Annotated in this window: 19 protein-coding genes and 4 pseudogenes; 12 read left to right on the top strand and 11 right to left on the bottom strand. The window is 66.9% G+C overall.

All coding sequences use genetic code 11. The features are described 5' to 3' along the window. Positions 1–3: 3 nt before the first annotated feature. The 5 genes from ACHMWU_RS12930 to ACHMWU_RS12910 form a co-directional block, all read right to left on the bottom strand. Positions 4–447 carry a hypothetical protein gene (locus tag ACHMWU_RS12930; RefSeq protein ID WP_396044224.1) on the bottom strand — a complete coding sequence of 148 codons (444 nt, stop codon included), beginning with the start codon at positions 445–447 and terminating at the stop codon, positions 4–6. A 91-nt stretch (positions 448–538) separates the two neighbouring features. After that, positions 539–958: a type II toxin-antitoxin system VapC family toxin gene (locus ACHMWU_RS12925; protein ID WP_396044222.1), complete on the bottom strand. Its 420-nt coding sequence runs from the start codon at positions 956–958 to the stop codon at positions 539–541. Continuing rightward, on the bottom strand, positions 955–1,233 hold the full coding sequence (locus ACHMWU_RS12920) for a FitA-like ribbon-helix-helix domain-containing protein (RefSeq protein WP_396044220.1): 279 nt from the start codon (positions 1,231–1,233) through the stop codon (positions 955–957). Before ACHMWU_RS12920 ends, ACHMWU_RS12925 begins: the two co-directional genes overlap by 4 nt. A 529-nt stretch (positions 1,234–1,762) precedes the next feature. Beyond that, positions 1,763–2,140, bottom strand: a complete 378-nt coding sequence (locus tag ACHMWU_RS12915) for a nuclease-related domain-containing protein (RefSeq protein WP_396046726.1) — start codon at positions 2,138–2,140, stop codon at positions 1,763–1,765. Next, positions 2,062–2,487 carry a hypothetical protein gene (locus tag ACHMWU_RS12910; protein WP_396046996.1) on the bottom strand — a complete coding sequence of 142 codons (426 nt, stop codon included), beginning with the start codon at positions 2,485–2,487 and terminating at the stop codon, positions 2,062–2,064. Before ACHMWU_RS12910 ends, ACHMWU_RS12915 begins: the two co-directional genes overlap by 79 nt. Before the next feature lie 86 nt (positions 2,488–2,573). On the opposite strand from ACHMWU_RS12910, the gene ACHMWU_RS12905 reads away from it, so the two are divergent. After that, the gene (locus ACHMWU_RS12905) at positions 2,574–3,158 is read left to right on the top strand and encodes an SMI1/KNR4 family protein (protein ID WP_396044218.1); all 585 of its coding nucleotides are present in this window, start codon (positions 2,574–2,576) and stop codon (positions 3,156–3,158) included. 38 nt (positions 3,159–3,196) lie between these two features. Here the strand turns inward: ACHMWU_RS12905 and ACHMWU_RS12900 are convergent, their stop codons facing one another. After that, positions 3,197–4,726, bottom strand: a complete 1,530-nt coding sequence (locus tag ACHMWU_RS12900; protein ID WP_396044215.1) for an alpha/beta hydrolase — start codon at positions 4,724–4,726, stop codon at positions 3,197–3,199. 441 nt (positions 4,727–5,167) lie between these two features. Between ACHMWU_RS12900 and ACHMWU_RS12895 the strand changes: the two genes are divergently transcribed. The 4 genes from ACHMWU_RS12895 to ACHMWU_RS12880 all read left to right on the top strand — a co-directional run bounded on the left by ACHMWU_RS12895 (position 5,168) and on the right by ACHMWU_RS12880 (position 9,832). Then, the gene (locus tag ACHMWU_RS12895; RefSeq protein WP_396044213.1) at positions 5,168–5,455 is read left to right on the top strand and encodes a hypothetical protein; all 288 of its coding nucleotides are present in this window, start codon (positions 5,168–5,170) and stop codon (positions 5,453–5,455) included. A 269-nt stretch (positions 5,456–5,724) separates the two neighbouring features. After that, positions 5,725–7,197, top strand: coding sequence for a glycine-rich protein (locus ACHMWU_RS12890; RefSeq protein ID WP_396044210.1), 1,473 nt, complete (start codon positions 5,725–5,727; stop codon positions 7,195–7,197). A gap of 52 nt (positions 7,198–7,249) precedes the next feature. After that, a complete protein-coding gene (locus ACHMWU_RS12885) occupies positions 7,250–8,464 on the top strand; it encodes an Ig-like domain-containing protein (protein WP_396044207.1) in 1,215 nt (404 codons plus the stop codon). Positions 8,465–8,755: 291 nt separating this feature from the next. Further along, positions 8,756–9,832, top strand: coding sequence for a hypothetical protein (locus ACHMWU_RS12880; protein ID WP_396044204.1), 1,077 nt, complete (start codon positions 8,756–8,758; stop codon positions 9,830–9,832). 189 nt (positions 9,833–10,021) lie between these two features. On the opposite strand, the pseudogene ychF reads toward ACHMWU_RS12880, so the two are convergent. The 3 genes and pseudogenes from ychF to ACHMWU_RS12865 form a co-directional block, all read right to left on the bottom strand. Further along, positions 10,022–11,109: pseudogene (ychF, locus tag ACHMWU_RS12875) on the bottom strand (redox-regulated ATPase YchF). A gap of 43 nt (positions 11,110–11,152) precedes the next feature. Further along, positions 11,153–11,275 carry a hypothetical protein gene (locus ACHMWU_RS12870; protein WP_396044202.1) on the bottom strand — a complete coding sequence of 41 codons (123 nt, stop codon included), beginning with the start codon at positions 11,273–11,275 and terminating at the stop codon, positions 11,153–11,155. Positions 11,276–11,438: 163 nt separating this feature from the next. Then, a complete protein-coding gene (locus ACHMWU_RS12865; protein WP_396044200.1) occupies positions 11,439–11,969 on the bottom strand; it encodes a GNAT family N-acetyltransferase in 531 nt (176 codons plus the stop codon). A 66-nt stretch (positions 11,970–12,035) separates the two neighbouring features. Here ACHMWU_RS12865 and ACHMWU_RS12860 point away from each other — a divergent pair. The 7 genes and pseudogenes from ACHMWU_RS12860 to ACHMWU_RS12830 all read left to right on the top strand — a co-directional run. Next, positions 12,036–12,197 (top strand): annotated as a pseudogene (locus ACHMWU_RS12860) (TetR/AcrR family transcriptional regulator); the annotation flags it as partial. Positions 12,198–12,378: 181 nt separating this feature from the next. Next, a pseudogene (locus tag ACHMWU_RS12855) lies at positions 12,379–12,591 on the top strand (TetR/AcrR family transcriptional regulator); the annotation flags it as partial. Further along, complete coding sequence (locus ACHMWU_RS12850; protein ID WP_396046724.1) at positions 12,588–12,947, top strand: DMT family transporter; 360 nt, start codon at positions 12,588–12,590, stop codon at positions 12,945–12,947. The pseudogene ACHMWU_RS12855 and the gene ACHMWU_RS12850, both read left to right, overlap by 4 nt. Next, complete coding sequence (locus ACHMWU_RS12845; RefSeq protein WP_396044197.1) at positions 12,947–13,267, top strand: DMT family transporter; 321 nt, start codon at positions 12,947–12,949, stop codon at positions 13,265–13,267. Before ACHMWU_RS12850 ends, ACHMWU_RS12845 begins: the two co-directional genes overlap by 1 nt. A gap of 55 nt (positions 13,268–13,322) precedes the next feature. Beyond that, positions 13,323–13,652 (top strand): antibiotic biosynthesis monooxygenase family protein, encoded by a 330-nt coding sequence (locus ACHMWU_RS12840; RefSeq protein WP_396044195.1) that lies wholly within the window; start codon positions 13,323–13,325, stop codon positions 13,650–13,652. Positions 13,653–13,785: 133 nt separating this feature from the next. Then, a complete protein-coding gene (locus tag ACHMWU_RS12835) occupies positions 13,786–14,862 on the top strand; it encodes a DNA recombination protein RmuC (RefSeq protein WP_396044193.1) in 1,077 nt (358 codons plus the stop codon). A 2-nt stretch (positions 14,863–14,864) separates the two neighbouring features. Continuing rightward, entirely contained in the window at positions 14,865–15,287 is a 423-nt protein-coding gene (locus tag ACHMWU_RS12830; RefSeq protein WP_396044191.1) for a DUF6542 domain-containing protein, read from the top strand. A gap of 18 nt (positions 15,288–15,305) precedes the next feature. Here the strand turns inward: ACHMWU_RS12830 and ACHMWU_RS12825 are convergent, their stop codons facing one another. Next, positions 15,306–15,452 carry a UBP-type zinc finger domain-containing protein gene (locus ACHMWU_RS12825; RefSeq protein ID WP_396046722.1) on the bottom strand — a complete coding sequence of 49 codons (147 nt, stop codon included), beginning with the start codon at positions 15,450–15,452 and terminating at the stop codon, positions 15,306–15,308. A 582-nt stretch (positions 15,453–16,034) separates the two neighbouring features. Then, positions 16,035–17,082 (bottom strand): annotated as a pseudogene (locus tag ACHMWU_RS12820) (cation:proton antiporter); the annotation flags it as partial. Positions 17,083–17,295 lie beyond the last annotated feature (213 nt).

Below are 17,295 nucleotides of genomic sequence, written 5' to 3'. Positions count from 1 at the left end.
ACATCACTGAGGGCGTTGAACCCGTGCGACAGGCAGAACTCGGCTTCTCCGTCGGTGACCGGCACGCTGGAGCCAGGTCACGTGAATGTCGGCGTCGCTGAAGGACCCGAACGGGTTCCAGAGGAACGGCGGCACCGACATCAGGTGCGGGGTGGTCGCGTCGGGGTGCTGGCTGCTGATCGCGCCGCGGTACACCGTCCCCGGCCCCACCTGGTTCGGTTCGCCGATCTCGAACGCGCACGCGGCCACCGCATCGCCCATGAACGTCCACCGTGAGTCGATGCCGGCAACGAGCTCGACGCCGAGCGGCCGTCCATCCGGCGTCCGGTATCCGGTGGGGAAGAAGCTGGCGGCGACACTCGCCCACGAGGTGATGCCCGCCTGGGGGCAGTCGGCCACCTCGACCATGCCGATCTTCTTCGCGCCGTCTGCGGTGGTGCGGGTCATGGGCTGCGGCACCTCGGCTACGCCCAAGCCTGCAGCGATTCGCGAGACCACGTCATATGAATTGATCACGTCAGTACGTCCTCATTCTCGGTCAGGCTTCCCATGGATCGATGAGCTCGACCCCGGTGTGGGTGAAGTCTTTGGTGTTGCGAGTCGCACAGGCTGCTGAGTTGGCTCGACAGATCGCAGCGATCTGCGCGTCCGCCATGCTGATCGGCAGTCCGGCCTTGTCACGGGAGATGAGGACGTCGGCGTAGTGCTCGGCCGCCTGGTCATCGAACGACAGCACCGCCCGGGTGTTGCGATAGGGCTGAAGCGCCAGCTCGATCTTGGACGTCAGCTCTGACTTGCGCTTGCCGCTGGGCAGCCGCCGGACACCCGCCAGCAGCTCTGCGAGCGTGATGGCTGTGATGGCGACATCGCCGCTGAGGGACTCCAGCCACGAGACAACCTGCGGGTCCGGCTGGGGCCGGAAGATCTCGGAGATGACGTTCGTGTCGAGGACGATCATTCGAAGTCGACCGCCCGCGCAGGGTCAGTGCGCTGAGGAACAGGGAAAGCCTCGATGCCGCCGACTTCGCTAGCCGCCTGCATCAGCGCCAGGCCGATGTGCGGGCGCTGAGCGGATCGAGTGAGGATGTCTCGCACCTCTGCCTCCATGGATCGACCGTGTTCCTTCGCCTGTGCTGCGAGCTGCTGCTTCACGGATTCGTCGAGTCCTCGAATGACGATAGATGCCACTGCCGACACCTTCCTCTGAGTGATATCACCAATGATAGCAACCAACCTCTTCTAGCGGACCAAACCTGCTGCGCGTCTCAGCGGATGTCATCATCCAGCGCATCGCTCAGACCGCCCGAATGTGTCGCAGAGATGGAGAACCGGCGGCTGGGCCAGTCCCTCCGCTCTCGTCCGATGTAGTGATCTCGCCAGTTCTGTCTGCGGTCTCAGATAGAACTGGAGTCAGAATGCGAGGAGGTGAACACGAATGGCGAAAAGTGGTGGAAAGCCGAGCAAAAGTGCACTGTCGAAGGCAGGAAGGACGCTGGCATCGAAGGGTCCGTCAAAGCCAGCGAAATCGCAGGCCGGTAAGACTCTCGGCAAGGGATAGGCGCCGCAGCCGAGGACCGCTGGCTGGTGGGGCGAGGACGACGCAGACCGCTCCACCAGGCAGTGGACCTATCCCTGGGTCCAACTTGACGGCACCTGATCGCGTCATTCTGCTGGGAAGCTTCGCGCTCAGGCTGATGGCAGAACCGTTGCCAGACGTCGGTGGATCTCGGCGATCTCTTCGTTCGTCAAGGGACCGTCTAATTCAAGCTCCCGGGTACATCTTCTTCGGCCACATCACCGAGACTCCTCGCGTCGTGAACGCCCCTCCGATGAGAGGCCAGTCGGCTTCGATGAAGCACATGACGCCGTGCACCGGCACGCCGCCACCGATCGCTTCCGTGACAACGGTCCTCTGCTTGAGAATGCTGTCCACGAGCTTCGTGCAGTCACGGTTGCCGACGAACAGCTTCTCGGTCCGGGGACGCAGCAAACCTCCCTGCACCTTCAGTCGCGGGTGTCCTGCGTATCTCTTCGCGTCGATCACGTAGATGCCAGTCCGGGTCACAGCGAGGTGATCGATGTTGGCTCGGGATCCTGGAACGCGACGGTCGTGCAGCACACGGACGCGGTCGGAGGCCAGCTCATTGAGGCGGCTGCCGAGCCGTTCTTCACCGATCGCCCCGACGTCCCGACGTCCCAAGACTTGGTCGACTGCGGCTCATCCGTCAGTGCGTGGAGCAGCCCGCCGATCTTGGGGTGCTTCGCACGCACACGTCGTTGACGACCAGCCTTGCGGCGCTCGAACTCCCGGCGAGCCGAAGCACCGGGTGTCCCGATGTCGATCGGTTCTGCCACGACCGCGACGGCGTAAGGCTCGACGTGCGTGAGGCAACGAACGGTCTTGCTGGCCCGCTCGTAGATCGCCTCGACTTGCGCCGGCAGCTCGGTCCCGCACACGCGGCACCTGCCGGCGAACCTCAGTCGCATGCGCTTGTCACCAGCCGATGGCCCGTCGCTCATGGGTCATGACCGTAGTGGCCGTCGGGTTCACGGCTCGGCCCTAAACTCGGCGCATGGACGTGGATCTTGCCTGGGACATCATCGAACGTGTGCTGCATGATCGGCTGCCGGAAGTTGCGGCGACCTTGCGCGGCCCCGCCCGCGACGATGACCTCGAGTCTCTCGCCCTCACCATTGGCAAGGAGCTCCCGTCCGACTTCGTGGCGAGCCTGCGCCGGCACGACGGTCAAGACAACCCGACCCGGCTGCTGGACGTCTTCGACCACCAGACTTTTCTCAGCGTCGAGGCGATGATCGAGACCTCCGACATGCGAGTCAGTGCCCTCGGCGACGATCTCGACAGCAACGACTACGCCTGGATGGAACCCGACAAGGTCCGGACCATCCCCCACTGTCGCGGATGGCTTCAGTTCACCGACGCCGAAGGTGATGGCTACGCCCTCGACCTCGACCCGTTGCCAGCCGGAACACCAGGCCAGATCATCCAGCTGCCGATCGACGGACCTACCCCGGCCCCGGAGTTCACCACGTACGGGGCTTGGCTCACATCGCTCGCGGAGCGGTTCGACGCCGGGGCATTCAGCGTCGACGACTCACTTGGGCTCTGGCTCGACCGCGGACTCTCACAAGATCACTGAAAATCGTCTTGGTGGGCCTGGCCCAATCCTCGTCAGGCTCAGCCGATCTCTTGCACCTGCTGGTCCTTGATCTCCTCAGCCAGTCGATCGCTGTCGGCATCTGACCATCCCGGCGGCGGGAGGATGTGCGCCCAGGCATACACAGGCGCCTGGCCGAACTGATGACCCTGCCCATCGGGTACATCGTTGGCGACCATCTGGTCGGCAGCGACCTGGAGCATCGTCACGATCGGAATCCACCGGGTCTGCGGGAGCACGTCGCGACCCCGCTTCTCCACCAGCCAGTCGGGCCGGTGGAAGGCCAGCTCGGCCGACCACCACGTCACAGGGTCGTTGGCGTGCTGGAGGTATCCCACGCGGGTTCCGTCCCACACCGATGCACCCGGCCAGGTGCGCCCGTCCTCGGAGAACCTCACGACGGCACCATCGCGGTAGATCGGGTCGACCTCCGGCGTGCCCGCATCACGTTCTCGGGTGAACTGACCCCACAGCCGGTTGTTCGCGGTCGGACCGACGAAGAGTGCACCATCGGTCCGCTCCGCAAGGTCTTGAGCGCCAGAGAAGGCGCCCTCGCCACCAAAGGAGCCCAGGCTCTCACCGCTGACCACGAGGAGGGGACGATCCTCTTCTGGTATCTGGCTCCACCGGTCGTAGACGGCCTCGAAGAGCAGCCGGCCAGCATCCTGTGCCCGTTGTCCGTCGACCAGGAAGGACATCCAGCTGGGCAGGTAGGAGTACTGCATGCTCACCGTCGCGGTGTCGCCCGCCCACATGTATTCGAGTGCGCGCGCCTGGTTCTCGTTGACCCAACCGCGACCGGTCCCGGTGGCGACGTTGATGACTGCCCGTTCGAAGCCGCCGGTGCGTTCGAGCTCTTCGGCCGCCAAGGCGGCCTCCTCGCGCAGATCGATCTCGCGGTCGGTGCCCACGCCGACATAGGCACGCACCGGTTGCTTAGCCTCCGCACCGGTAAACGCCGAGATCGCCTCGGCGGTGGGCGCATTGGCGATGAAGACTCGCCCCTGTCGGCCGAGGTCGGCCCACTTGACCTGGGACTCGGGGCCAGCAGAAAGATAAGGACTGGTCGGCGCAGGGACGTCGGTCGTGAACTCGTCGTTGATCGCCATGAAGGTCGCATCAAGTCGTCCGACCATGCGCCCGAAGAGCAGGCTGTCGGCGACTCCATACGTCGCGACCGCCACAATCAGCACCCCGGTAACGACCGCGACCTTGGCCGGCAGGACCCGGGCGACCTGACGACCGGTTGAGCGTCCTGCTGCTCTCAGCAGCCGTGAGATGACCAGGACGAGCATGAAGATGATCACCGTCACGACAGCCACGGCGGAGATGTAGCCGAAGGTCACCTGGTCCATCTCCAACGCTTCGCGAAGACGCCGCTGCCAACGCAGGTGGAGCACCAGCATGATGCCGGTACCGACCAGCGCCAGCACACCCAGGCTCTGCCACGCAATGCGCCTGCGGGTTCCGGTCAGAGACAGCCCAAGACTTCGGATGAGCCAACCGATCAGCGCCCCGGCGGCGTACCCCAGACAGCGCAGCCACGCCACACAGGACACCCTGGAAGATCGCCGGCCTCGGCAGCAGGGACGGGGTCAACGAGAGCCACAACATCCCGAGTGTGCACAGTGCCGGTAGGAACGGAAGCCGGTAAGGGCGAAGCGCCGGAGGGGGGTTCACGTGCAGGATCTCCTCATGCATGTCGGGTCGGCAGCACTGGTCCCGGTGACGACGACTCGTGTCACCCTCGGCGGATCACCGGTTCGTCAGGAGTCTTGCTGTCCAGTCATCGTGGCACGGAGAGGGGGCAGAACAGGAGAGTTTCCGAACCTGATCCCCACACCGCCACATCGGTGACGACGACATCCTAGACTGCGGCATTTTGGCGCCTCGGCGTTGCGGTTGTCGACTCACCGATCAGGTCAAGCAGACTGACCTCGTGGACGACTGCGAAACCTGCTGACACGGCTGGGGTGCCCGGCGTTGGCGCGATGCCCTGGGACATCGAGGCGACCACCGGGGCCTTGATCCAAAGGGTCGACACCGGCCGGATGCGCGAGCTGCGCGGTGACGTTTCGCTCGAGGACATGACCGCCCTGCTCGCGTCGGACCTTAAGTACACGATCGTCAGCTTTGTGGAGTGTCTCGATTGCGGACAGGTGCTCTTCTGGGGGCTCTGCATCCGCGGGAACCCGATCCTCCGACATGCAGACCGGACCGAAATCGACCGCTGGGCGTGGAGTGCGGTGCCGCCGCGGGAGCGGTGGGCGCGGAGCTGACCGGGGTTCCGCGGCGGGGCGTCTAGGTGAATGATGGCGGACCTCAGCGAGGTCGGATCCAACGGACAGAGCCCCACGAATTCGAAGCGATCCAGATCGCAGGATGAGCTGAACGATTCCCTGAAACGACCATGCGGGTTCCGTGTCTGTATTAGGCTTGGCCGGCGTCAACGACGTGCCGACGTCGTCGCGTCTGTGCAGTCTCGAGAGTGCTGGCGCTAGGACCGACAGGAACGGAAGACTGCCGAATGGTGAATCACGCTGGTCGAATGGTCGCGAAGGTCGTGGTGGGCGCGATGGTCGTGGCCGTGATGGGTCCCTTGGGTGTCGCTGAGGCCGATCCGTCGAGCGGCCCTGCCCCCGAACTGTTCCCAGGCCGGCACGACCGTGACCTGCGTCTTCTCCACACAGGCGCCGAGCAGACGTTCGTGGTGCCGGCGGGCCCATCCGAGCTGACGATGGACCTGAGGGGTGCCAGCGGCGGCATGGGAGGGACCGGCAATGGCGGCCGGGGCGGCGTGGCATCCCAGAGCCTCAGCATCGGGGCAGGATCCGACTCGGGTGAGCGGATCCACGCCGGCCAGACCCTGTACGTCGAGGTGGGCGGCGCCGGCAGCAACTACTCGGGGCCCGGAGGGTTCAACGGCGGCGGCACCGGCGCCTCCAGCGGGTACGGCGGAGGAGGCGGCGGAGCCTCCGACATCCGGACCCTGTCTCAGACGACCGCGTTGACCGTCTCCGACACGCGACTCATCGTGGCAGGCGGCGGTGGCGGCGGTGGGAACTGCGGGAACTCGGCGGGCCAGAGTGACGGCGGCGGAGCGGGTCAACCTGGCCGTGCCCCGTGCGGCAACGGCGCCGTGCCCGGTGGTGGCGGAGCCGGCACCGGAGGCTCGGCGACCCCACCTGCCACCGCCGGACAGCTGGGTCAGGGAGGCGCCGCGTCGGGAGCGGCAGGCGGCGGAGGCGGGGGCTTCTACGGCGGCGGCGGCGGCCTCGGCGGCAGCAGCTTCGTCAGCGCGGGCGGCGGCGGGGGTTCGTCGTGGACTGTCGAGGCCGACGGGACCACTGGGCCTGCTGCCATCGCGGGACATGGTGCCGTGACGATCTCCTACGCGCTGGCGGCCCAGCAGATCACCTTCCCGGCGCTCTCCGGCGACGCGCGCGTCGGCACCACCGTGGACCTCGCCGCCACTGGCGGCGGATCCAGCCAACCGGTGACCTTCTCCGTCGACCCGAGCACGACCAACGAGGCGTGCGTGGTCTCGGGCGACCCGGACAGTCAGACGGTGTCGTTCCTGCACGTCGGGGACTGCGTGATCGCCGCGGACCAGGCTGGAGACGCCGGTCATACGGCCGCCACGACAGCCACCCGGACGATTCCCGTCCTCGTCGGCGCGCAGTCCATCACCTTCACCACCACTGCGCCGACTGCCGCTTCGGTGACCGGGACGTACCGTCCGGCCGCAACGGGCGGCGAGCGGGCGCGGCGGTGGTCTTCTCGATCGATCCGACCACCACGAACGACGCCTGCTCGATCACGGGGACGCCCCGGCGGACCTGATGGACAGGTCGTGTCGTTCGACCGCGCCGGAGTCTGCGTGGTCGCCGCCGATCAGGCCGGAAGCAACGACTACGCGGCGGCGTCCTCCATGACGCAGTCGATCCCGGTCAGCCTCGCCACGTCCTCCGTCGGCATGACCCTCGCATCTGGACAGGTCGTTTTACGGCCAGCCTGCTGAGGCGACGGTCGTCGCCGACCGGGCTGGCTCCGTCCAGCTGCTCGTCGACGGTGTGAGCACCGGTCCTGCCGTCTCGGTGTCCACGGACCGCCCAGTGACCCTCTCGGTGACGGCACCGGGCGGCACGCCCGTGGCGCCCGGAGCGCACCCGGTCGAGGTCGTGCTGACGCCGACTGACAGCGACCGCTACGCCGGGTCACGTGCCTCGGCCTCCCTGGCGGTCAGCCCGGCCGCCACCACGACCAGGCTCCGGGTCTCCACCGAGGCACTGGTCGCGACGGTCACCCCGCAGCGCTCCATGGTCACAGGAGCGGCAGCGCCGTCCGGGACCGTGACGTTCAGCCTCAACGGGGAGCCTGTCGGGCAGGCGCCCCTGATCGCCGGCTCCGGTGGCGCGACCGCGACCCTGCCCCGGGCAATCCCCGCCGGTCAGGCATCGGCGGTCTCGGCGGCGTACGCCGGGGACGAGCGGTTCACCGGCTCCTCGGCCTCGACCAGCCGTAGCAATCCGATCATCACTGCCACCGTCGTCACGAAGAAGTCGTCGCGCGGACGGAAGGGTCCCGACTGGTATCGCTCGCCGGTGACCATCCGGTTCGCCTGCACCCCGACCACCGCACCGTTGACGGCGGCCTGCCCCTCTCCGGTGACGCTGCGGCACAACGGTGCCGGCCGGTCCGTGACCCGCACCATCACCGCCACCGACGGCGGAACCGACACTGTCACGGTCGCCGGCATCAACATCGACCGATCCGCGCCCCGCGTCCGGGTCGCTGGCGTCCGCAAGGGTGCGTCGTACTTCGGCGCAGCGCCGCGAGCGATCTGTCGAGCGACGGACCGCCTCTCCGGCGTCGCCAGCTGCTCGGTGAAGCGCCGCGCAGCGGCTTCAACCGACGGTACGAGCCGGGTGGTCCGCTACCGCGCGGTCGGGATCGACAAGGCCGGGAACAGGACCGTGGCGAGGGGGCGCTACACCTTGCACACGACCTACCTCGAAGGCGCGAAGCTCGCACGTGGCCGGTTCCTGGTTGCTCCAGGAGGGTCGTACCGGCTCGTGGTGACCAACTCGTCCGTCCGACCCACGTACTACTTCGCCGAGCTTGTGCCTCGTCGGCCGCACGTGCGTGGCAGGGCGATGTACCCGGCGGGCCGGAAGCAGTGGGCACTCACGATCCGGATCGACAAGAGCATGGCCGGGCATGACTGGAACCTCGGCATCAAGACCGGTGGCAAGATGAAGACGTTGCGGGTGCGTGTCAGAGGCTGATCCGACCGCAGCCACGCCTCTGAGGATTGATGCTGGGGCATGCCTCCACTTCCTCACGCTGTGACCTGAAGCTTCCTATAGATCGTCAAGCGGCGATCGGAGGGAGTTTCAGGTCAGGCTGGTCCTGAGAGACCGCTTGGATGAAGGGCAACAACTCACGCGCGACGTAACACTTCAGACGGCGGATGACGCTCCCCCATCGATTCGTCTCGCCGAAGACGACCAGCCATACGCCGTGACCCCCTAGACTCCTTGGCTGTGGCTGATACTCGATCCCGGCTCTGCCTGACCATGATCGTCAAGGACGAAGCCGCCATCATCGAACGCTGTCTGGTGGCCGCCGCACCCTGGATCGACGCCTACGCGATCCACGACACTGGCTCGTCCGACGGCACAGCAGGCATCGTTCGGTCATTCTTCGAGCGGATCGGCGTGCCCGGCGAGGTCACCCACGGCAGGTTCGACGACTTCGCCCAGGCACGTAACGACTCACTCGCCGCAGCACGTGAGACTGCCGCCGCTCATGGCGCCGACTACCTCCTGCTGTGCGACGCCGACATGGAGCTCGTGGTCGAGGACACCACCTTCCGCGACGCCCTCACTGCGGACGCCTACCTGCTCGGCCAGCGGGCCAGCGGGCTCCACTACGCCAACATCAGGCTGTTGCGAACTGACAGCTCGACACGCTACGTGGGCGTCACCCACGAATATCTCGACGTCGACTTGGCAGCCCGTCGGACCCTCGAAGGGGCCTGGTTCCACGATCACGCGGAGGGCTCCAGCCGCACGGGCAAGTTCGAGCGTGATCTTGCACTGCTGGAGCGCGGACTCGCCGCCGATCCCGAGAACGCTCGCTATGTCTTTTACCGAGCCCAGACGTTACGAGACCTCGGCCGCGGCAGAGAGGCCGTGTCCGCCTACGAGCATCGGGCTGCCATGGGCGGCTGGGAGGAAGAGGTCTGGTACTCACTTCTGCAGGTAGCAGTGCTCCGCGAGCGCCTCGCTGACAGTGACGCGGACGTTCTCGCTGCCTACCTGGCGGCATTCGAACGCCGACCCGGACGCGCCGAGACCCTCGTCGAGCTTTCCCGTCATCTCCGCGAACGAGGCCGCCACGAGCTGGCCCACGTCTTCGCGACCAGGGCGGTCCAGCTGGCACCGACAGACGACATCCTCTTTGTGGTGCCAGCCTGCTACGGCTGGCGGGCCCGCGACGAGCTCTCTGTCTCCAGCTACTGGGTGGGCAGCTACACCGAGTCGGCGGCACTCGCCCGGACCGTCCTCACGGACCGAGAGCTGCCGCCGTCAGAGCGACCTCGCGTCGAGCAGAACCTTGCCTTCGCGCAGGAGCGCTGCACTCCACACTGACCGGCGTGCCCCGGCCAGCTGAGTCTCCGCCTCGTTGTCGCTGACAAGAATCAGGACGACCGACCCATTCGCCGCATGCGGCCTGAACGCCGACGTCCCCGGCACCATGATCTCCACCTGCTTCGTACCGACGCGCTGGTTGACCACGCATCTGGAGTTCCGGGTCTGGAGTTCGGGTCAAGCCCTTGTCTAGACGTTGAAGCGGAACTCCACCACGTCACCATCGGCCATGACGTACTCCTTGCCCTCCATGCGCACCTTGCCCGCACTCTTGGCGGCAGCCATCGAGCCAGCCTCGACGAGGTCGTCGAACGACACGATCTCGGCCTTGATGAAGCCGCGTTCGAAGTCGGTGTGGATGACGCCGGCCGCCTGGGGTGCCGTGGCGCCCTCGGGGATCGTCCAGGCGCGCGACTCCTTGGGGCCCGCGGTGAGGTAGGTCTGCAGGCCGAGCGTGTCGAAGCCGACTCGCGCGAGAGCGTCGAGGCCGGGCTCTTCGACACCCATCTCGGCGAGCATCTCGGCGCGCATGATCTCGGCGTCCTCATCATCGCCCAGCTCGACGAGCTCGGCCTCTGACTTGGCGTCGAGGAAGATCGCCTCGGACGGCGCGACGATCTCGCGCATCCGCGACTTGAGGTCTTCGTCGCCCAGCCGTCGGCGTCGCAGTTGAAGACGTAGACGAACTTCTTGGCGGTCATGAGGTGCAGGTCGCGCAGCAGGTCGAGGTCGAGCCCGGCCTTCAGCACACCGGTGCCGGCCTCGAGCGCGTCCTTGGCCTTCTTGGCCTCTTCGAACGGGGCAACCAGCGACTTGTCCTTGCGTGACTCCTTGTCGAGTCGCGGCAGCGCGTTGTCGATGGTCTGCAGGTCGGCCAGCGCCAGCTCGATCGAGATGGTCTCGATGTCGTTGGCCGGGTTGACGTCGCCGTCGACGTGCGTGACGTCTTCGTCGCGGAACACGCGGGTGACCTGGCACAGCGCATCGGACTCGCGGATGTGCGACAAGAACTTGTTGCCCATGCCTTCACCCTCGGAGGCACCGCGGACGATTCCGGCGATGTCGACGAACTGCACCGTCGCAGGCAGCTGCTTCTCGGATCCGAAGATCTCGGCGAGCTTGCCGAGGCGCGCGTCGGGCACACCGACGACACCGACGTTCGGCTCGATCGTGGCGAACGGGTAGTTCGCTGCGAGCACGTTGTTCTTGGTCAGGGCGTTGAAGAGGGTCGACTTGCCCGCGTTGGGGAGTCCGACGATTCCGATGCTGAGAGCCACAATCGACCATCCTACGGGCTGTGGTGCACTGCTCTGGACGCAGTCAGCCGATGATGCGCACGTACAGCCGTCGCCAGAATCCCGTGGTCGCCGCGAGCTTGGCTCGGCGCTGCCTGATCGCGTCGACCTCGGGGTCGGTCGCACCGGCGAATTCGCCGACCGCCAACCCTGTGACGACGGCTCCAGTGACGCCCCCCGTTGTCGAGTCCGACGACTGCGCCGGTCATCTGCCCGAGCCGTCGATAGCAACCGTCGCAGAGCGTGCGACCGGACGCCGTCCCGTGGGTGGCGCCTGCTCCGCCGCACTCGTCGCACATCATGGCTGAAACCTACGCCGCCGCGGGCACAGCGCGAAAGCCCCTGAGCTCGGTGTCGTACCAGTCCTTCGACAGTCCGAGATCTGTCATGCCCAGCCGGCGGCACACAGCCTGCGACCGGACGTTCTCCGGATCGGTGACCGCATAGATCTCTGTCATCCCGGCGTCGAAGCCCCTGGAGAGCAGGGCTGCGGCGGCCTCGGTCGCGAAGCCGTGGCCCCACGCGCGGGGATGCAGGTGCCAGCCGACCTCGAAGTCGGAGCGGTCGACGCCGGCGCTGGCTGGCAACGGAACCAGCAGGGTGTTGCCGACGAACTCCCCCGTGTCGCGGCGCTCGGTAAAGAACTGCCCGCAACTCGGATACGATCCGGCCCGGGCGGGCATTCGCTCGATCCGCTCCCGCGCTTGAGACAGGTCGGTCATCGGCTGTCCCGTGCCGCTCCACCTGGCGACCTCAGGCAGCGCGAAGAGCTCGAACAAGGCGGGCGCATCGTCGAGAGTGAAGGGACGAAGACGCAGTCGTTCGGTCAGCAGGACGTCCATGTGTCATCACTATCACTCCGCGCTCGACTTGACTTACTTTACCAACCGGTTGGTAAAGTAAGTGGTATGCCGATCGCAGCACACCGCCCATCCCAACGCACAGACCTCCTCGACGCCGCCCTCGACCTCATCCGAGCGGGCGGGTCGTTGTCGATGGACACCGCGGCTCGCGCGGCCGGAGTCACCAAGCCGGGCTTGATGTACCACTTCTCGACCAAGGAAGCCCTGCTCTCGGCGTTGGTCGACCATGTGATCGACGGCTACGAACATGACCTTGCAACATTGCTGCCCGGCGGATCACTCGACGCCTCCGCAGAAGATCGCATCGTCGCCTACCTGCGCTGGGCGACGACGTACGTCCACGACGCCGCCGACCTGGTGATGCTCAGCGACCCAAAGCTCCCGGGTCGCGATGAGCGAACGGTGGGCCGAACGCTTCCGTCCCTTCGTCGAGCTCCCGCCCGACCTGCCGCCGACGCAGCGAGCGCGGCTCAACGCCGTACGCCTCATGGCCGACGGCTGCTGGTTCGCCGAGGCCAGCGGCGTCCTCCCCCTGACCGAGGCCGAACGGCTCGAGGTCCTCGCAACAGCCCTCCACCTACTCGAAAGAGACGACGCATGACCACCTGGCTCCTGCTCGCCGGCGCGATCGCCAGCGAGGTCACCGCCTCCCTGTCCCTCAAAGGCGCCCTCGACCATCCCCTGCTCTACATCGTCGTCGCGGTCGGATTCATCACCGCCTTCGTGTTCTTGTCGCTCGTGCTGCGCCGGGGCATGGCGCTCGGCGTCGCGTACGGCATCTGGGGCGCGATGGGCGTCGCATCGACGTCGATCCTGTCGGCGGTCATCTACGACGAACCGTTCACCGGACTCATGGGCGTCGGCATCATCCTCATCATCGCCGGCGTCCTGACAGTCGAGCTCGGCGCACAGGCTGCGCACAAGCACGCCCCCACCACCGAGAGCGGAGCAGCCTGATGCAGTGGATCTTCCTCATCAGCGCCATCGTGTTCGAGGTCGGCGCAACCCTGTCGCTGCGCATGACAGCCGCCGGAGCACCGAAGTTCTACATCGGCGTCGTCATCGGCTACCTCGCGGCGTTCGGCTTCCTGACCCTCGCGCTCAACGAGGGCATCGCGCTCGGCGTCGCGTACGGCATCTGGGCGGCCAGCGGGGTCGCGCTCACGGCGATCGCGTCCCGCATCCTGTTCAAGGAAGCCCTGACTCCGGTCATGATGGGCGGCATCGCGCTGATCGCCGCCGGCGTCCTGGTGGTCGAGATCGGCGCCGGACACTGATTCGAGGGTCCCTGACTATCCTGGCGGGAAACCCAACAGAGAGGCTTCAGTCACCATGGGCTCAGTCATCAAGATCAACGCGATCACCGTTCCGGCCGACTCCGGAGACGAGCTCGCACACCGCTTCGCCGCCCGTGCGGGCGCCGTCGATGGTGCAGCAGGATTCCTCGGCTTCGAGCTGCTCAAGCCCACCGACGACCGCAACCAGTGGCTCGTGGTCTCACGCTGGGAGGACGAGGAGTCGTTCCAGGCCTGGGTCAGCTCGCCGTCGTTCGCCGAGGGCCACCGTTCGGCCGCCGAACGCGCCGGCGGGGATGCCCCGAAGCCCGTCTCGACCCACAGCGAGGTCTGGAACTACGAGGTCGCTGGCGGCTCCGCAGGCTGATCCGGTTCGCCACTGGTGCAAACCGGCCCGCGAGTGGTGCACGTTGGACAGACCCGCCGTCTCAGACAGTCCAACCCGCACCACTCGCGGTTGAGGGGGTGGAAGTGTCAGAGGTGGAGGTCAGCATGGGGACATGGACCTCCTTCCCCTCCTTCTGGTCGCGATACTCGCTCTCGTCGCGGGCCTTTCTCTCGGCTACGTGATCGGTGGACGTCAGGCGCCCGCCGTCTCCGCCCACGATCTCTCGTTGTCGACCGCCGCGACGGCTCAGGCCGTCGAGCCCGTCCGCGAGAGCCTCGACCGGTTCGGCGAACGACTCCGCCAGCTCGAGTCGAGCCGCATCGAGTGGCACACCCAGCTGCGTGAGCAGGTCGACGCCGTCCGCCTCACGAGCGACTCGCTCCGCAAGGAGACCGCCTCGCTGGCGACGGCCCTGCGTCGCCCCCAGGTGCGCGGACGCTCGGGCGAGATGCACCTCAAGCGCACCGCCGAGCTCGCCGGCATGCTCGACCACTGCGACTTCGAGCTGCAGGTCAGCGTCAACGACGGCCAGTCGATCCTGCGCCCCGACATGGTCGTGCGCCTCGCCGGCGACAAGCGCGTCGTGGTCGACTCCAAGGTCCCGCTCGACGCCTACCTCGACGCCGCACAGTCCGACACCGAGGCCGAAGGTGCCGAGCACCTGCGGCGCCACGTGCGCCAGGTCCGCACCCACATCGACCAGCTGGCCGCCAAGTCCTACTGGTCGCAGTTCGACCAGGCCCCCGAGTTCGTGGTGCTGTTCGTCCCCGGCGAGTCGATCCTGTCAGCGGCGCTCGAGGCCGAGCCGACCCTGCTGGAGTACGCCTCGGCCAAGAAGGTCGTGCTCGCCACGCCCACGACGCTCATCGCCTTGCTGCGCACCGTCGCCTACGCGTGGACCCAAGAGCAAGCCGCCGCCAACGCCCGCGAGATCCAGACCATCGCCAAGGAGATGTACGACCGCATCGGCACCGTCGCCGGTCACGTCGACAAGCTCGGCCGCTCGCTCGAAGGCACCGTGCGGTCGTACAACGAGGCCGTCAGCTCGATCGAGAGCCGCTTCCTGGTCACTGCCCGGCGCTTCAACGCCCTGCACGTCTCCGAGACACCCGTCGAGTCACCCAGGCTCATCGAGTCGACACCCCGGTCATTGACGGCGCCTGAGCTCGTCGATGAACTAACGTCATAGCCATGACGCAGGCGGTGTCCCCCACACCCGGAGGCATGGCGCGTCGCGACCTCAGCGTCCGCCAGGCCATCGTTGCCGCCTGCGTGGCCATGGCCGTCGTCACCGGCATCGACCTGGCCGACGGTCGTCTCGACCTGCTCTTCTCGGTCGGCTTCGTCCTCATCGTGATCACGGTGCCGATGAGCGTCGACGTCCGCTCGCTGTTCCCGACCGGCGTGTTCCCGCCAGTCCTGCTGATCGTGACGCTGCTGGCGGTCTGCATCATCGCCCCGTCGGCGATCCAGGTCGACGGCATGGCCAAGGACGCCGGCACCATCGCCCGGCTGATCGCCGCGACGATCGACCACGGTCTGACCCTGCTGGTCGGACACGGCATCGCGCTGATCCTGATCGCCTGGCGCATCCTGACCGACGCCGAACGCTGAACCGGAACCGTCAGCTGGTCAGCCAGTCACCTCGTCGACGAAGCACCAGCGCCAGGCCTCGCCCGGCTCGAAGCTGCGCATCACCGGATGCGTCGTGGCATGGAAGTGCTTGGTCGCATGCTGATTGGGCGACGAGTCGCAGCAGCCGACGTGACCGCACTGCATGCACAACCGCAGGTGCACCCACTCGTCGCCGTCACGCAGGCACTCCTCGCAACCGGCTGGCGTGATCGGATCTGGCACGGTGCACGCCTCGACGAGGTGCTCGCACGGGCCTGTCTGGTCGTAGGTGGGACGCAAGTCGACCTCCCGATTCGCAGTTGTCTCACCCTCCCACATCCGATCGAGGATCGACTCCTCCACGTCGAGGGCGTTCAGGATGCGCGTCAGCACTGACTGGTCGATCGTGCCCAGCGCGCGGATCTTGAGCACTTCTTCACGCTCCCGGCGCAGCATCGCCGCACGCAGTCGTGAGTACTGTGCGCTGGGCGTCTCGGCACCGCCGAGACGTTCCCAGACCGAATTGGTCCGGTCGACGGCCCGGGTGCGCAGACGCTCCAGCACCGAGTCAGAGACCGTTCCGGCGACCTCGTCGTCGAGGAACTTCATCCCCGCATCAGTCACCGCCTGGAAGACCGTGGCCTCCTGCAAGAAGTCTTCGTGCCGGTCGGGCCCCGGCACCTTGAGCCATCGCACGAGCGCCGGCACCGAGAGCCCCTGGATCATCAACGTGCCGACCGTGACGACGAAGGCCATCAGCACCAGCACCTCACGTTCGGGCGTCTCGGGCGGCAGCAGGAACACCGCCGCCAACGTCACGACACCGCGCATGCCGGTCCACGCGATCAGGAACGCAGTCTTCGGGGTGGGACGCGGCTCCGACTCCGCGACGCTCGGGATCAACCGCGGCAGGTAGGTCGCCGGGAACACCCACACCAGCCGGACCAGGATCACCACCGCCAGCACCACGATGCACGAGACGGTGATGCGCGTCGCCGACAGATCGCTGCTCCGGACGTCGACGAGGATGTCGCGGATCTGCAGCCCGATCAGCAGGAACACCGAGTTCTCGAGGACGTACGAGATCGTCGCCCAGTTGGTGCGCTCGAACAGCCGTGACGTGCCCGACTGGATGACCGGCGACTTGTGTCCCAAGATGATGCCCGCGACGACGACAGCCAGCACACCGGACGGCTGGGCGTCGATGCCCGGCACGTGGATCTCCTCGGCCGGCAGGTACGCGATCCACGGGGTCAGCAAAGAGACGGCGACGTCGGTCAGCTGCGTCCTCGATGCGGCGTCGCAGCTTGCCGATGACGAACGCGACCGCCAGGCCGATCGCCACCCCGCCGACCGCCGAGATGATGAAGCCGGCACCGGCCTGCCAGACCGTGACGGTGCCGGAGATCGCGGCGATCGACGTCCGCAACGTCACGATCGCGGTCGCGTCGTTGACCAGGCTCTCACCCTCCAAGATCGTGACGACCCGGCGCGGCAGGCCGATCCGACGAGCAATCGCGGTGGCCGCCACGGCGTCGGGCGGCGCCACGACCGCACCGAGCGCGAAGCCGGCCGCGAGCGGGATGTCGAGGAGCGCCGACACCACGAACCCGACCACGACGGTCGTGAACAGCACCAGGCCGACGCTGAGCAGGCCGATCGGCCGCAGATTTGCCTTGAAGTCGACCAGCGAGGTGCGGATCGCGGCGGCGTACAGCAACGGCGGGAGCAGACCGACCAGCACGATCTCGGGGGTGGCTCGAAGCTTCGGCACGAACGGCAGGTAGGAGCCCACGATCCCGACCACGATCAGCACCAACGGCGCAGAGACTCCACGCCGATCGGCGAGCGAAGCTAACCCCGACGACGATGGCGAGCAGGGTCACGAACGTCAGGGCAGTTTCCACTCCCCCATCATCTCAGTCGGATGGATGTCGCGCCCGCAGCGCGTGCGCGCCCGCGATCCCGGTCGTACCGTGAAAAGCTCAGCCAGAAACGACTTCCGGGG

Source organism: Aeromicrobium sp. UC242_57 (genome assembly GCF_044452305.1).
Taxonomy (GTDB): Bacteria; Actinomycetota; Actinomycetes; order Propionibacteriales; family Nocardioidaceae; genus Aeromicrobium.
This window is presented reverse-complemented; position numbering and strand designations above follow the sequence as displayed.

What these genes read in the sequence shown, in the direction of transcription:
- ACHMWU_RS12925 (WP_396044222.1), bottom strand. Translation starts at nt 958, where the DNA reads ATGATCGTCCTCGACACGAACGTCATCTCCGAGATCTTCCGGCCCCAG.
- ACHMWU_RS12845 (WP_396044197.1), top strand. Translation starts at nt 12,947, where the DNA reads ATGCAGTGGATCTTCCTCATCAGCGCCATCGTGTTCGAGGTCGGCGCA.
- ACHMWU_RS12930 (WP_396044224.1), bottom strand. Translation starts at nt 447, where the DNA reads ATGACCCGCACCACCGCAGACGGCGCGAAGAAGATCGGCATGGTCGAG.
- ACHMWU_RS12835 (WP_396044193.1), top strand. Translation starts at nt 13,786, where the DNA reads ATGGACCTCCTTCCCCTCCTTCTGGTCGCGATACTCGCTCTCGTCGCG.
- ACHMWU_RS12890 (WP_396044210.1), top strand. Translation starts at nt 5,725, where the DNA reads ATGGTCGCGAAGGTCGTGGTGGGCGCGATGGTCGTGGCCGTGATGGGT.
- ACHMWU_RS12830 (WP_396044191.1), top strand. Translation starts at nt 14,865, where the DNA reads ATGACGCAGGCGGTGTCCCCCACACCCGGAGGCATGGCGCGTCGCGAC.
- ACHMWU_RS12850 (WP_396046724.1), top strand. Translation starts at nt 12,588, where the DNA reads ATGACCACCTGGCTCCTGCTCGCCGGCGCGATCGCCAGCGAGGTCACC.
- ACHMWU_RS12825 (WP_396046722.1), bottom strand. Translation starts at nt 15,452, where the DNA reads ATGCAGTGCGGTCACGTCGGCTGCTGCGACTCGTCGCCCAATCAGCAT.
- ACHMWU_RS12895 (WP_396044213.1), top strand. Translation starts at nt 5,168, where the DNA reads ATGCCCTGGGACATCGAGGCGACCACCGGGGCCTTGATCCAAAGGGTC.
- ACHMWU_RS12910 (WP_396046996.1), bottom strand. Translation starts at nt 2,487, where the DNA reads ATGCGACTGAGGTTCGCCGGCAGGTGCCGCGTGTGCGGGACCGAGCTG.
- ACHMWU_RS12905 (WP_396044218.1), top strand. Translation starts at nt 2,574, where the DNA reads ATGGACGTGGATCTTGCCTGGGACATCATCGAACGTGTGCTGCATGAT.
- ACHMWU_RS12880 (WP_396044204.1), top strand. Translation starts at nt 8,756, where the DNA reads ATGATCGTCAAGGACGAAGCCGCCATCATCGAACGCTGTCTGGTGGCC.
- ACHMWU_RS12840 (WP_396044195.1), top strand. Translation starts at nt 13,323, where the DNA reads ATGGGCTCAGTCATCAAGATCAACGCGATCACCGTTCCGGCCGACTCC.
- ACHMWU_RS12865 (WP_396044200.1), bottom strand. Translation starts at nt 11,969, where the DNA reads ATGGACGTCCTGCTGACCGAACGACTGCGTCTTCGTCCCTTCACTCTC.